Source organism: Flavobacteriales bacterium (genome assembly GCA_020635395.1).
GTDB lineage: Bacteria > Bacteroidota > Bacteroidia > NS11-12g > UBA9320 > UBA987.
Genome location: JACJZV010000003.1, coordinates 234,500 through 247,593 on the forward strand (window position 1 = coordinate 234,500; position 13,094 = coordinate 247,593).

Annotated in this window: 13 protein-coding genes; 3 read left to right on the forward strand and 10 right to left on the reverse strand. The window is 37.2% G+C overall.

The annotated features are described in order from the left end of the window. Positions 1–55 precede the first annotated feature (55 nt). Positions 56–1,558 (forward strand): glycosyltransferase family 39 protein, encoded by a 1,503-nt coding sequence (locus tag H6607_10385; protein ID MCB9262770.1) that lies wholly within the window; start codon positions 56–58, stop codon positions 1,556–1,558. Between the two features lie 4 nt (positions 1,559–1,562). Then, positions 1,563–1,916, forward strand: coding sequence for an MmcQ/YjbR family DNA-binding protein (locus tag H6607_10390; protein ID MCB9262771.1), 354 nt, complete (start codon positions 1,563–1,565; stop codon positions 1,914–1,916). Between the two features lie 33 nt (positions 1,917–1,949). Here H6607_10390 and H6607_10395 read toward each other — a convergent pair whose 3' ends face one another. The 6 genes from H6607_10395 to H6607_10420 form a co-directional block, all read right to left on the reverse strand. Then, on the reverse strand, positions 1,950–2,870 hold the full coding sequence (locus H6607_10395; GenBank protein MCB9262772.1) for a fasciclin domain-containing protein: 921 nt from the start codon (positions 2,868–2,870) through the stop codon (positions 1,950–1,952). Positions 2,871–2,915: 45 nt separating this feature from the next. After that, entirely contained in the window at positions 2,916–4,082 is a 1,167-nt protein-coding gene (locus H6607_10400) for a hypothetical protein (protein ID MCB9262773.1), read from the reverse strand. Beyond that, positions 4,079–5,356, reverse strand: a complete 1,278-nt coding sequence (locus H6607_10405; GenBank protein MCB9262774.1) for an amino acid ABC transporter substrate-binding protein — start codon at positions 5,354–5,356, stop codon at positions 4,079–4,081. The genes H6607_10400 and H6607_10405 overlap by 4 nt, the downstream gene beginning before the upstream one ends. Continuing rightward, positions 5,343–6,869: a glutamine-hydrolyzing GMP synthase gene (gene guaA / locus H6607_10410; GenBank protein ID MCB9262775.1), complete on the reverse strand. Its 1,527-nt coding sequence runs from the start codon at positions 6,867–6,869 to the stop codon at positions 5,343–5,345. Before guaA ends, H6607_10405 begins: the two co-directional genes overlap by 14 nt. 142 nt (positions 6,870–7,011) lie before the next feature. Further along, on the reverse strand, positions 7,012–7,713 hold the full coding sequence (locus H6607_10415) for a response regulator transcription factor (GenBank protein ID MCB9262776.1): 702 nt from the start codon (positions 7,711–7,713) through the stop codon (positions 7,012–7,014). Positions 7,714–7,827: 114 nt separating this feature from the next. Continuing rightward, positions 7,828–8,976, reverse strand: a complete 1,149-nt coding sequence (locus H6607_10420) for a HAMP domain-containing histidine kinase (protein ID MCB9262777.1) — start codon at positions 8,974–8,976, stop codon at positions 7,828–7,830. Between the two features lie 50 nt (positions 8,977–9,026). Between H6607_10420 and H6607_10425 the strand changes: the two genes are divergently transcribed. After that, positions 9,027–9,260: a cytochrome b5 gene (locus H6607_10425; GenBank protein MCB9262778.1), complete on the forward strand. Its 234-nt coding sequence runs from the start codon at positions 9,027–9,029 to the stop codon at positions 9,258–9,260. A 7-nt stretch (positions 9,261–9,267) separates the two neighbouring features. Here the strand turns inward: H6607_10425 and H6607_10430 are convergent, their stop codons facing one another. From H6607_10430 to fabG, 4 genes are all read right to left on the reverse strand, one after another. Beyond that, the gene (locus H6607_10430) at positions 9,268–10,923 is read right to left on the reverse strand and encodes an LTA synthase family protein (GenBank protein MCB9262779.1); all 1,656 of its coding nucleotides are present in this window, start codon (positions 10,921–10,923) and stop codon (positions 9,268–9,270) included. Between the two features lie 104 nt (positions 10,924–11,027). Beyond that, on the reverse strand, positions 11,028–11,462 hold the full coding sequence (gene rpiB, locus H6607_10435; protein MCB9262780.1) for a ribose 5-phosphate isomerase B: 435 nt from the start codon (positions 11,460–11,462) through the stop codon (positions 11,028–11,030). Continuing rightward, positions 11,452–12,288 carry a twin-arginine translocase subunit TatC gene (tatC, locus tag H6607_10440; GenBank protein MCB9262781.1) on the reverse strand — a complete coding sequence of 279 codons (837 nt, stop codon included), beginning with the start codon at positions 12,286–12,288 and terminating at the stop codon, positions 11,452–11,454. The genes rpiB and tatC overlap by 11 nt, the downstream gene beginning before the upstream one ends. Before the next feature lie 10 nt (positions 12,289–12,298). Continuing rightward, positions 12,299–13,048, reverse strand: a complete 750-nt coding sequence (fabG, locus tag H6607_10445) for a 3-oxoacyl-[acyl-carrier-protein] reductase (GenBank protein ID MCB9262782.1) — start codon at positions 13,046–13,048, stop codon at positions 12,299–12,301. Positions 13,049–13,094 lie beyond the last annotated feature (46 nt).

Sequence of the window (13,094 nt, forward strand, 5' to 3'; positions counted from 1 at the left end):
CATGAAAATTTTAATGTGAAAAATAGTTCCTAAATTGCCCCAAAAATGAGTTTCGTTGAAACAATTTATTAAACAACATTTATATAAAATCATTGGCATTCTTTTGTTTGTTGCCGCTTTGGTTATTTATCAACCGTATGTTTCTGATTTGCCAAGAGGATTGCACAACTGGGCACAAGCCGATAGATATTCGGTGGCAAAAATGTATGAAACCAATGGTAACTTTTTTGAACCCAGAACACACAATTTGATGACCGACGATGGCCGATGTGGCCTTGAATTTCCCATTATCCAATACCTTTCCGGCAGACTCAGCCACTTTACCAACATCCCACTTACCGCGGTTTACAGACTTTTTAGTTTTTTGCTGTTGTTTGGTGGATTCCTTTTTTTTGCAAGTCAATTTACTCTCTTAGCCGAGTTCGGAGTTGCAATGTCATTGCTTTTTTCTCCGGTGTTATTTTTTTATGGATTTAATTTTAACCCTGATACTTCCGGCCTGGCATTGGTGCTTTTTTCATTGGCATTTGTGCTCAAGTTTGAAAAAACTGGAACGCCAAAACACGTGTACTTTTCCATTCTATTGGCCGCACTTGCCGCTCTAATCAAGACTTCGTGCGGGGTTTACTTTATTGCTTTAACGGGTGCTTATGGACTCTACTTAATTGAGCAAAAAAAGCACTTTGACCTACTAAAACTAACGGCAACTTTTGTGGCTTTGACTGCCGTTATAGCTCTTTACGACTACTTTTACTTTCATAAATTCAACAAAGACAATTGGTCTATCGTTTTTATGTCGAGCAGTCAGCCCGTAAAAAATAAAGCTGATTTAATTGGCGTTTGGAAAGCCATTAAATTTTGGTTTGGGCAGTATATTACTTGGTCGCAGGCTGCCATCATTTGCATCACTTTTCTGTTTGGTTTTAGTATGAAACAAAAGAAAAAAACGGCCATTCTGGGTAAATTGCTTTGGATTTTTGCATTGGGTTTAATCGGTTTTTTAAAAATGATGGGCAAACAGTTTATAGACCACGACTATTATTACATCTCTACCTTTGTGCCTTTGGCAGCCATTTTAATTTCTTTTGTGATTTATCAAACCCAGTCATTTTCAATTAATAAAAACTACGTAACGCTTGGTATCTGGATTTTGTTAATTAGCAGTTTTGTTGTGTCTGCTCAAAGTTTTAAAATTAGGATGTCAGATACATTTGTATGGAAAAATAAATCAATTGATAGCCAAACCGATTGGATGCAAAATGGTGCAGAAATTTTAGACGAAATTGGTATTGACTTAAATAAGAAAATTTTTGCTTTATATGCCTCGGCTCCAAACACTGCTCTAGTCTATTTTGATAGAAGAGGTCGAACCTTTAACTTTGAAGAGATGACCCGTCCACCCAGCAACATGGACTATTGGTTTGATAGAATAAAACCTGATTTTATTATCTGCCCGAGGTTTGTCGCAGATAAATTTAAAACCGACCAAAGCAAACTATACGGCAATGTAGTGCTTTTTGCAAAGCGACCCAATTTTTATATTTATAAACCAATTTAGAAAAATGGATTTAGAAAAATTCAGAGAATATTGCCTATCAAAACCCTTTACCACCGAAGGTTTTCCATTCGATCAAAGCACTATTGTTTTTAAGGTGATGGACAAAATGTTTGCACTTACTAACATTGACCATTTTGAAAGCATCAACCTGAAATGCGACCCCGAAAGAGCCATTTTGCTCAGGGAAGAATATCCGCAAATAACACCCGGCTATCACATGAATAAAAAGCATTGGAACACGGTAATGCAACAAGATTTATCAACCAAAATGTTAATAGAACTTATCGACCACAGTTTTGAAATGGTGGTTAATTCCCTGCCAAAATCAAAACAAAACGAAATAAAAAAGGGACTTTAAAAGTCCCCTTATCAAATTAAAATCGATTAAATCTTATTGTAAAATCACACCGTTGATAATGTGAATAACACCATTGGTGGAATAAATGTCTTGCTGAATCACATCGATGGTGCCGTTTATTTTTATGCTTCCACCCGAATTAGTAGCCACCATATCATCACCTTCTGTGGTTATTGTTCCGGTTAAACCAGAAGATGCTACTGTTTCATCATAAATCATGGTATTGTTCAAAATGCTTCTTCGCATTGATGCAGATAGGCCACCCATTGTAATCTGACTTTGTGTTTTTAAAAACTCTACCAATTCCGTTTCGTTTATAGCAAACACCGTGTTGTCGGTTTCCAAACTCAGTTGTGTTTTGATTGCTCCATCCAAAATAATTCCTGAATAATAATTTTTTAAATTCGGGTTTGTTTGAATGGTTTCGAGCAAGGTCAAGGGTCTAAGGTTTTTCTCGAGCTCATAAATTACGCCATTGGTTGCATCAAATTTGTTGAACGAAGCGAGTCCGTTGAAATATGGTGTTTCATTTACAACTTCGGTATAAATAGACAATTTTTCGCCATTCAAACCTTCGTTTGCTTCGCTCGAAACGTATCCTTTGTTTGTAAAATCCGATGGATTCTTTTTTCCGGCAATAAGGTGCAATTTTACAAATGATTTTACTTCATCGTCAGTCATTGCTGTAAAATCAATACCGTTATCTTGCAACAGCAAATCACTCACGGCCAACAAGGTATAGTTAGAAGCTGTGCTGGACAAACTGCCGCTCAAACCCGCTCTATCAATGGCCGAAATAAACATTGAGAACTTTCCGCTACTTGTTAAACTTTGCGAAATAGATTCTGTCGGCTGATTGTCGTCTGTTCCTTCATCAGGTTTGCAAGCATTCAGGTTTAGAACGATTACAAAAGCCACAAGGGATTTCAATAAAAGAGTAAATTTAGATGTCATAGTAACAATTTTTGGTAAATCTACACAAAAAAATGTATTGACAAATTACTTTTCCATTTTTCTGACATAAGCATAAAACATACTGTCTGATTGGTGCCGACTGCCGTCTATATAGCCAATTTCTATAATTTCTGACTTTTGCTGTTTTACAAACTCATTAACAATATCTTCATTTTCCATGGCATATACCGAACAAGTTGAATAAAGCAATACTCCGCCCGGTTTTAAAAATTGCCAACTATTTCGCAATATTCTTTTCTGCAATTCGGCATATTTCTCAATATCACCCAAAAAACAATATTTAAATTCCGGATTCCTATTCCATGTACCCGAACCTGTGCACGGCACGTCTGCCACAATAAAATCAAAAAAATTCTTACCTATTTTTTTTTCTGGAAATAGCAGTTCTTTTTTTTCTTCTGAAATGTCGCATACCAACGTGGAGCGGCAATGCTTCAATCTGGCCGTTCGCTCCATAAAATTCTGCAAGATAGAGGTGCGAATATCGGTGGCATATACCTTAACATTGTCTTTATTTTCGAGGATAAATAACGATTTACCACCCGACCCTGAACAACAATCCCAAAGGGTAGAAAATGAAAAATTTAAGGCTTTCGCCAAAACAGTTTGAGAGCTAAAATCCTGAACTTCTAAAATTGATTCAAAACCACTCAAATTTGTAGAGTAGCTCAAATTTATGGGGGCATTAATATCCTGTTTGCCGATTAACTCCAATGCCTTCGTGGGTAGTTTTTGTTTTTTATTTTTTACTCTAACCCAGAGTTTTGGCTGGGAAAGTACATACTCAAAAAAAACTTCTTTGTCTAATTGGATAGATATTGAATCAAAAAAAGGGAAAATATCAACCAGTTTCCAATCGAATTGTTGCTCAATAAATTGCCATTTTTGGGAAGTCTCAAGATGAATTATTTCTTCAAGCAACGCATCACTTACCAATTTTTTTTCGGGTTGATTGAGGAGCGTATATGCCCAAATAATTTGGTCTCTTTTTTCGAGAAAAAGAAATGAAAAACCCAAACGAAACCAACAAAAACACAACTCCCTGATGACTTTTCTATCGCGGCTTCCAAACTTTTTGTGCCGTTTTAAATATTGATTGATGGTAAAGGAAAATGATTTTCCTTTTTGGTGTTCACACAAACATTCGTATGCAAAATCAACGTGTCGTTGAAAAATGGCTTCGTAGTTCATTCAGCGGCTTTCAGCTGATAATCTTCAAATTTCAGGATAAAAACATTTTCATTCTGATTACAGCCATTTTCAAACCGATATTTAAAATTAGAACTCAAATAGCGAAATTCTTTACCGTCAATAAACGTTGGGAACTGACTGCCAAAAGCCATTAAAAATTCCCCTGCAAATTTCATTTGATCATATCCCAAATAGGAGTAAACACCTGGGTCTTCCCTGTACTGCAATCTAAAGTTTTGTCGAAAATTGATAACAGCATTGCTCGAATCGTTTACAAAATCGGATGCTACCAAATGCACATGTGTTTTATCCCAAAAATTGTAATCATTATCCATAAAATCTGACCAGGCATTAAAACCAAAAACAGCTACATCTCTTCGGGTTTGATAAATGCTACCTAAGGTGGTATTAACCACCGAAGGGGTATATGACAGAACGAAAACCACCGTTTTTTTGTCTTTCAAAAGCATATTGCCCCACGATGTTTTTCCGTATGTTGTAGAAGTAATATTGCTAATGCCGGCAGAGCGAAGTTTTGCTTTTAATATTGTTTCATACTCTATGTTCATGGCCTTCCCATCTGTTAAAATAACAACCGGGCTATTTGCAAACTTTTTCTTTACATATTCGGCAGATCGCTGAGCTTTATTATCGTTATTGGGCGTAGTGCAATAAAGTATTTGGTTGGCAATCTTTTGTGTTTCGATGGTGGTAAACGGCGAAAAAACAGGAATACTGTTTTTTAAACCGAAATCGGCAACCGAGGTAATCATTTCTTCGCCTATAGGGCCAATAATTAAATCCATGTTTTTCATGTTGGGATTGGCCAAAATAGTTTTCAGTTTGTCGGCATTGTTTTCGTTGTCAAAAACGTGAAGTTTTAATTTCAATCCATCACGCTCTAATGCCGAGAGTGCCATTTTAAACCCTTGATAATATTGCACCATAATGGTTGAAATCTGCCTGTTGGCGGCATCGTCTGTATGATAAAAAAAAGGTAAAATTAATGCAGCGTTAAACTCGGTTTTGTGCGGTTCAACCTGATATTTTTCTCCAAAAAAATCAATCGTTACTGTTTTTTTCGCTTCTGATTCAATGGTCTTTTTGGTTTCTGGAGTTTTGGTTTCTGTTGATGTTTTTTCCTGTTTTGCGGGAATTTCATTTTCAGAAACTACCACATCTTCTTTCTCATTAGACCGAGAAATGGTTTTAAAGGCATTGCACGAAATCAGCAATAAAGCGGCAATAAATGCCAAAAATTTATTCCCACTCAATTGTTGCCGGAGGTTTTGAACTAATATCATACACTACTCTGTTTATGCCTTTAATGTTGTTAATTATTCGGTTGCTTACATCCGCCAAAAAGCGGTGTGGTAAATCAACCCAGTCGGCAGTCATGCCATCAAGCGAGGTAACTGCTCTCAAACAAATTACATTTTCATAGGTTCTTTCATCACCCATAACACCTACCGAACGTATCGGCAAAAATATTGCTCCGGCCTGCCAAACACTGTCATACAAATTATGTGCCTTTAAAGAATCAATGAAAATGGCATCTGCTTCCTGCAATACCCGCACATTGTCGGCAGTGATGTCGCCCAAAATTCGTATGGCTAAACCAGGACCCGGAAAAGGATGTCTATTCAAAATTTCATGTGGTAGATTTAGCTCAGCCCCTATTTTTCTGACTTCATCTTTAAAAAGTGTATTGAGAGGTTCTAATAACTTTAGGTTCATTTTTTCGGGCAAACCACCGACATTATGGTGGCTTTTTATGGTAGCCGATGGCCCATTTACCGATACCGATTCTATCACATCCGGATAGATGGTTCCTTGTGCCAACCATTTTGCATTTTCCACCTTAGAAGCCTCACTGTCAAACACTTCAATAAACAATCGGCCAATTATTTTTCGTTTTGTCTCGGGGTCAGTAACGCCGCTCAGCTCATTCAAAAAAAGATTGGATGCATCCACCCCACGCACGTTTAAACCTAATTGTTCGTAGGTTTTAAGAACGTTTTCAAATTCATTTTTTCTTAGTAAACCATTGTTTACGAATATGCAATGAAGTTGTGTGCCGATGGCTTTGTGAATTAAAAGAGCCGCCACCGACGAATCTACACCACCGCTAAGACCCAAAATGACTTTGTCTGAGCCAACCTTTTCTTTTATTTCGGTAACTGCCGTTTGCACATAGTGTGCTGGAGTCCATTCAGAAGCACACCCACAAATACCATGTACAAAATTGGATAATAGTGTTTTTCCATCCGTAGAATGTGTTACTTCTGGATGAAACTGAATGGCATAAATATCTTTATTCTCTATTTGAAAAGCGGCTATCTCAACTGTTTCGGTACCAGCAATAATTTGAGTGTTTTCGGGTTTTTTGGTTATGGTATCGCCATGCGACATCCACACTTGCGAACCCGGACTGATGTTTTGAAACAGAGCATTTTTTTGCACCGAAACCAAATTTGACCTTCCGTATTCTCTGTGTTTTGAGGCCTCCACATTTCCACCAAACTTGGTGGCCAACCATTGTGCACCATAACAAACACCGAGCAACGGAACCGCCAGATTGACTACATCCAACGCAGGCTGTGGAGCATTTTCATCTCTTACCGAGCATGGACTTCCAGAAAGTATAATACCCTTAACGGATTCATCCAGTTTTACATCTGCATTAAACGGATGGATTTCGCAATAAACATTCAATTCGCGAACCCTACGAGCAATTAACTGTGTGTATTGCGACCCAAAATCAAGAATTATCAGTTTTTCTTCCATGCAAAAAAATCAAGCACAAAAGTAAACTTTTATAAAAGTGAAGATTGAACATTATCACATATAATATAAACATTCAATCCAATAAGCTAATTGGATAAAAATATGAAAATTGGTTGTGAAAAAATTGAATGCTTTTAGTGTGCTAAGCTTCTGTAAACTTGTACCCTACGCCTCGCAACGATTTGAAAAACTCCGGATTTTTGGGGTCTCTTTCAAAGTATTTTCTAAAGGCCAAAATAAAATTATCGATGGTTCGGGTGGATGGATAAACCGAATATCCCCAAACGGTTTGAAGAATTTTTTCGCGACTTACCACTTCATTTTTGTGTTCAATTAAGAGTTTTAGAAGTAGCGTTTCCTTTTTTGTCAGCGAAAACGAACCACCAACTCCTTTGGCTTCGTAGCTTACAAAATTGACATAATTGTCTCCAAATGAATATTCTGAATGTGTGACACCAGTTGAGTTGGCATCATTTCTTTCTAACAATCGTTTTACCCTTAATAAAAATTCTTCTAAATTGAAGGGTTTTACCATATAGTCATCCCCGCCCTTTTTTAGTCCTAAAACCCTATCTTCGGCAGTATTTTTAGCTGAAAGAAACATTACCGGTACTTGTGAGTCGTGCAAACGAATATTTTCGCAAACAGCTATGCCGTCTATATTCGGAATCATAATGTCAAGAATAACCAAATCAAATCGTTGCTCCTTAAATTTTGAAACAGCCGTAAGACCATCATAAACCACCACCGGATGGTAGTCTTCGAGTTCTAAATTCAATTTTAGGGTTTCAGCTAAATGCTTTTCGTCTTCTACCAATAAAATACGTTTCTTCATAAAGGGCATCAATTAATTGTGTGAGTCAATCAATATTTATTAACTTTTTTAAAGCAAAAAAAGTATTGACCGAAACTATGTCATTTGTCATCTCAAAAATGGGATGATTTTAAATCTCTATTGTCATGGACTACTCATTTTTTTTGCGGGAACCACAATTGTAAAAATTGTTCCTTTGGGATGATTGTCGGAAACCACAATGCTTCCTTTGTGCTTCTCTATGGTTTCTTTAACAATAAACAACCCCAAACCTGTTCCCTTGGTGTCGCGAGTTTCTTCGTCCTCGACCCTATAAAATTTTTTGAATATTTTTTTCTTCTCGGCTTCCGGAATTCCAATTCCGTGGTCTTTTATTTCAATTATGGCTTTATTTTTTTTGAACGTCAACCCAACAAAAATTGGGTTATCCTTTCCATATTTTATGGCGTTTTCAAGTAAATTATTCAATGAAATTCTGATAACAAACCGATCTCCCTCCATTTCAATTCCTTCTTCTATTTGAGCCTCTATTTCTGCTCGAAGCGAATAACTTTCCACCAATTTTTCAATCATTTCGGTTACCGAAAATGGTTCTTTACCATAGTTGTATTTGTCATTTTCTATTTGCATGGCCGTTAGCATATTTTCGGTCAATTCATTCAACCTATCGCTGTTGGCCACCGCTTTATCAATCAATTCGTTTTGTTTTTCTCTGGGCAACTCCCGCACTCTGATGGTTTGCAGCAGTAGTTTCATGGCGGCTATCGGGGTTTTGAGTTCGTGGGTTACGGAGAGCAAAAAGTTATTTTGTTGTTTGTTTAGTCTATAAATAATCTGGACCGAATAATAAACGCCATAAACTCCGATGCCAACCAACAAAGACAACAAGACGGCCTGAAAAATGTGTAATCTAACTTTTCGCACCCGTTCTATCTCCAATCGGTTCAAAACGGTTTTAGAAATATCAATACCCAAGTTTATTTTTCCTTCTTTAAACGTAAAAATTGGCTTATATGTTCCTGAATTATAATATCTTAAAAATTCTCTTATTCGATTGGAGTCTGCCTCCATTTCAATTTCTTGAAGATATATGGTTTGGGTATCTGCAGATATAAATTCATTGTTTTTACCTTTTTGAATGACATTGAGAATACAAGCATATTTTCCGGCTTCCAAAAGCTCCCGATTGGTTTTGTAGATGGCATTACTCGAATCAATCAACGAAAAAGCCAGCCAGCCAAATGCGGCAATAACGTAGAGGATAACGAAGATGAAAAACAGCCTTAATTTCATTTTTATAGGTCTGCGAATTTAACCCACTATTTTATCCGAAATTTGCATGAATGCTTAAAAATATCTCAAAACGGCAGCTTTCTTTAAGAAACGGTACCGACAAACCCGAAGTATGGGTAGCCTATAAAGGATTGGTGTATGATGTTTCCAAAAGTAGGCTTTGGTTTACTGGAAAACATTATGAACACTGGGCTGGGCAAGATTTGACCGATGAATTAATTGATGCACCTCACTCAGCATCTGTATTTGAAAAATTTGTGGCTATCGGCAAACTGGCAGATTGAGTTTTGACTATCGCTTAAAAAATTGTTGCAGTTTATTTTGATAATAGGCCTGCATAAATAAAGGGCTACAGCCGCTTGAAGAATATTTCTTGCTTATTAAATCATAGCATTGATGACAATCTGGCGTTACCTCACAAATACCATCAAAATAGCTGTAAAATGCTCGGTTTGAAGACTGAAAAAGATTCGATTTATTGTCCACTTTTTCGTTATCGCCAATTTTTTGAACAAACCCAAAAACTTCAGTCTGGCTTACAATATCCTCAATAACAGCATGATTTTTTATAACTCCACCCGAAATTAACAATGGAATTTTAAAATTAACTTTGTCATAATTGTTTGTGCGAGAATCTTTGGTTCTGCCGTGGTCGGCGGTAACAATCAATAAGGTATTTTTCCATTCTCTCGATTTTTCGAGTTTAGAAATAAAAACGCCCAAACAACTATCGGTATATGCAATGCTGTTTTCATACAAATCTGAATACTTTTTATAGTTTGGCACATCAAAAGGTTCGTGGCTACTGAGCGAAAACATCATTAAAAACTGCTTTTTCTCAGTTTTATCAAAATCATCAAAAAAACGTTCAAACACAATTTCATCATGAATGCCCCATGCCGTTTTATTTTTGCTGTCAAAATCATCTTCGCTCACTATTTTATCACATTGCATAAAAAGAGATTTCATATTGGCAAATTCCAAATTGCCACCATAATAAAACCGTTTCTCAAAACCTTGAAACACTTTAAAAATATTATCCTTTTGGGCAATAATATCGGCAAAATTGGTCAGTGTTTGTCTTGCCAACGAAGGTGTTCCGGTTACCAAAGCCATCAGCCCTTTATCCGACCGAAAACTGGAAGAATAACAATTGGTAAAGCATACAGACCTTTGCATTAAGTTGTCGAGATTTGGCGTATATGTTTTTTCGTTGCCAGACAAAAATCCGCTGTTAAATGCCGCAAAACTTTCCAAAACAATCAGTAAAACATTTTCAATCTCATCGTGCTTCAGCAGCGTGTCTAATCCGGTATTTCTATATTCCATTTTGGCTAAAACTTCTTGAGCTTCTTCATCACTCATAAACTTTATGGGTTTATTTTTTTTGCTTTCAGATTCAATGGCAATAAAACTCCAAGATGCATTGATAGCCGCACTGTTATACATGGGATTAGCAGAATAATAGGCACTTGTTATACCAATTGGAGCTTTATCAAAGCTGCTTCTTATCATCAAAAAAATGATTGGAAACAATAAAATGGTCGTCCATTTTGCATTATCCATTTGAAAGGTTGGCAGAGGCATCCATTTTTTATAAAAAAGCAGAAATAAGGTTGCCAAAAAAGCAGTTGCCGCCAAATAGTGGCTCCAACGAACTGAATAAAATCCGGCATTGTCGTTTCCTAAAAACTGCGTGAAGGAAAGATTGCACTTTTGCCCCCAGTAATGAAAGAAAAAAGGATCGGTTGCGGCAATAATGCCCACCAGAATAAATAAAATGATATGGTAAATCTTCAAAAATTTGCTTACCCAAACATGCTTTGAAGGCTGAAAAAAAGAAAGCAGCACAGGCACTATGAGCAAATAGCCAATAAAGGACAAATCTAACCGAAGGCCATGCCACGCGGCATAGGGCAACTGCAGTAAATCCTTTAGTTCGGACATATTTATAGCCAAAAAAAAAGCTCTGGCCAATAAAAATATAAAAAGCCAGTGAGCGATGAATTTGAAAAGGAATCTAAAATTCAAAGCAAAAGGGCAATTTTGGTTTAGGAACAGGAAATTTTGTTTACTCGATTTTGATGTCGCCCACCTTCAAAATCGGTTTCGATAAATGCACGGACAATCTCCGTGGCTGTATCAAAGTCAATAAAACGGGCAGGAATGCACACCACATTTGCATCGTTATGTTGTCGGGCAAGTTCGCCTAATTCTTTAGTCCAGCAAAGAGCGGCTCTTATTTTTTGATGTTTGTTGGCCGTCATGCACACGCCATTTCCACTACCACAAATCAAAACGCCCAAATGACATTTACCACTTTCTACAGCCTCGGCCACGGGGTGCACAAAATCAGGGTAATCAACAGATTGTGAAGAATCGGTGCCAAAATTTATGAAGTCTATTTTATTGCCAAATTTTTCAATAAGCATAAACTTATATTCAGTTCCGGCATGGTCGTTTCCAATTGCAATTTTATATTTCATTTTCTCTAATTCTTTGTTTTTCAACTCGTTGGGCAAGTGATATTCCAATTTCAAAAAGCATATATACCGGAATAGTCATTAAAATTTGGCTGGCAACATCTGGTGGGGTAATGATGGCACACAAAATGAGTATGACTAAAAATGCATGCCGGCGATATTTTTTTAATACTTCAGACGAAATTAAGCCCAATTTGGCCAAAAAATAAATGATTAAAGGTAGCTCAAACACCAATCCTGAAGCAAGCGGAAGTGTGGTAACAATTGAGGTGTATGAGGCCAAGGTCCATTCGTTGGTAATAAACTGGGAGGGCTGAAAATTGATAAAAAAATTGATGCTGAGTGGTGTTAAAACATAATAACCAAAAGCCACACCCAGCAAAAACAGAAAAGAAGTGGTTAAAACCACTCCAGTTGTTTTTTTCTGTTCTGCGGGTTTTAAAGCAGGTTTCAAAAATCGCCAAAACTCCCAGAGCACATAGGGTATTCCGGCCACAAAGCCCGCTACAAAACCCACTGTCATAAAATAGGTAAATGTGCCGCTTACACTAATATTTTGGATTTTTATGGAAGGAGTTTGCATGCAAATTTTATCGCTATCATAGAGGTAGTAGGACAGCTTGCAAAACCAGGTGTAAAGCGGAAAATCAGGTTGTAAGATTCCAAAGATTATTTCATCAAAAATAACTTTGTAGTTAATCATTGCCACAATGGACAAGATTAAAATAACGACTACCGAACGAATGATGTGCCACCTCAACTCTTCGAGGTGGTCAAGAAAAGACATTTGCTTTTCCTGTTCATCTACATCAACCTGATCTAAAGCCATGTGTTATTTATCAGGTAAGCATTCCGCCACATACGTGCAAAGTTTGTCCGGTAATGTAGGCCGACATATCTGAGGCAAGAAAAACACAGGCATTGGCCACATCTTCGGGAGTTCCACCACGTTTTAGTGGTATGGTTTCTACCCACGATTTTACGACATTTTCATCCAAAGCACCTGTCATTTCTGTTTCTATGAAACCCGGAGCTATTACGTTGCATCGTATATTTCGGCTGCCCAACTCTTTGGCAACTGATTTGGAAAAACCAATTATTCCGGCCTTTGAGGCAGCATAATTAGCCTGACCGGCATTTCCATTAACACCCACCACTGAAGACATGTTGATGATAGAGCCTTTTTTATTTTTAAGGAATGTTCGCAGACAAGCTTTGGTAAGGTTAAAAACGGATTTAAGGTTTACCTCCATTACCTCGTCCCACTGTTCTTCGCTCATTCGCATTAGCAGCGTATCTCTTGTAATTCCGGCATTGTTAATCAAAATATCAATGTTTCCAAAATCGGCCAACACTGCATTAACCAACTCTTCGGAAGCGGCCAACGAGGCTGCATTGCTTTGATAACCTTTTACCTTTACACCAAATTTTGACGACAAATCATCCTCAATTTGTTTTGCTCTTTCTACCGAACTTGCATAGGTAAAGGCAATATTGGCTCCCTGCTTTGCAAACTGGGTGGCAATGCCAAGCCCAATGCCTCGGGTAGCACCTGTTATTAAAGCAATTTTATCCGTTAATAGACCCATAAAAAATTAAGTTTTAAATGTGTGGCAAAAATATAGCATCGCAAAC

Bases quoted from the DNA above. Each gene is read 5' to 3' on its own strand.
- H6607_10420 (MCB9262777.1), bottom strand. From the start codon at position 8,976: ATGAAATTAAGGCTGTTTTTCATCTTCGTTATCCTCTACGTTATTGCC.
- H6607_10395 (MCB9262772.1), bottom strand. From the start codon at position 2,870: ATGACATCTAAATTTACTCTTTTATTGAAATCCCTTGTGGCTTTTGTA.
- H6607_10390 (MCB9262771.1), top strand. From the start codon at position 1,563: ATGGATTTAGAAAAATTCAGAGAATATTGCCTATCAAAACCCTTTACC.
- fabG (MCB9262782.1), bottom strand. From the start codon at position 13,048: ATGGGTCTATTAACGGATAAAATTGCTTTAATAACAGGTGCTACCCGA.
- H6607_10415 (MCB9262776.1), bottom strand. From the start codon at position 7,713: ATGCCCTTTATGAAGAAACGTATTTTATTGGTAGAAGACGAAAAGCAT.
- H6607_10425 (MCB9262778.1), top strand. From the start codon at position 9,027: ATGCTTAAAAATATCTCAAAACGGCAGCTTTCTTTAAGAAACGGTACC.
- H6607_10430 (MCB9262779.1), bottom strand. From the start codon at position 10,923: ATGTCCGAACTAAAGGATTTACTGCAGTTGCCCTATGCCGCGTGGCAT.
- tatC (MCB9262781.1), bottom strand. From the start codon at position 12,288: ATGGCTTTAGATCAGGTTGATGTAGATGAACAGGAAAAGCAAATGTCT.
- guaA (MCB9262775.1), bottom strand. From the start codon at position 6,869: ATGGAAGAAAAACTGATAATTCTTGATTTTGGGTCGCAATACACACAG.
- rpiB (MCB9262780.1), bottom strand. From the start codon at position 11,462: ATGAAATATAAAATTGCAATTGGAAACGACCATGCCGGAACTGAATAT.
- H6607_10400 (MCB9262773.1), bottom strand. From the start codon at position 4,082: ATGAACTACGAAGCCATTTTTCAACGACACGTTGATTTTGCATACGAA.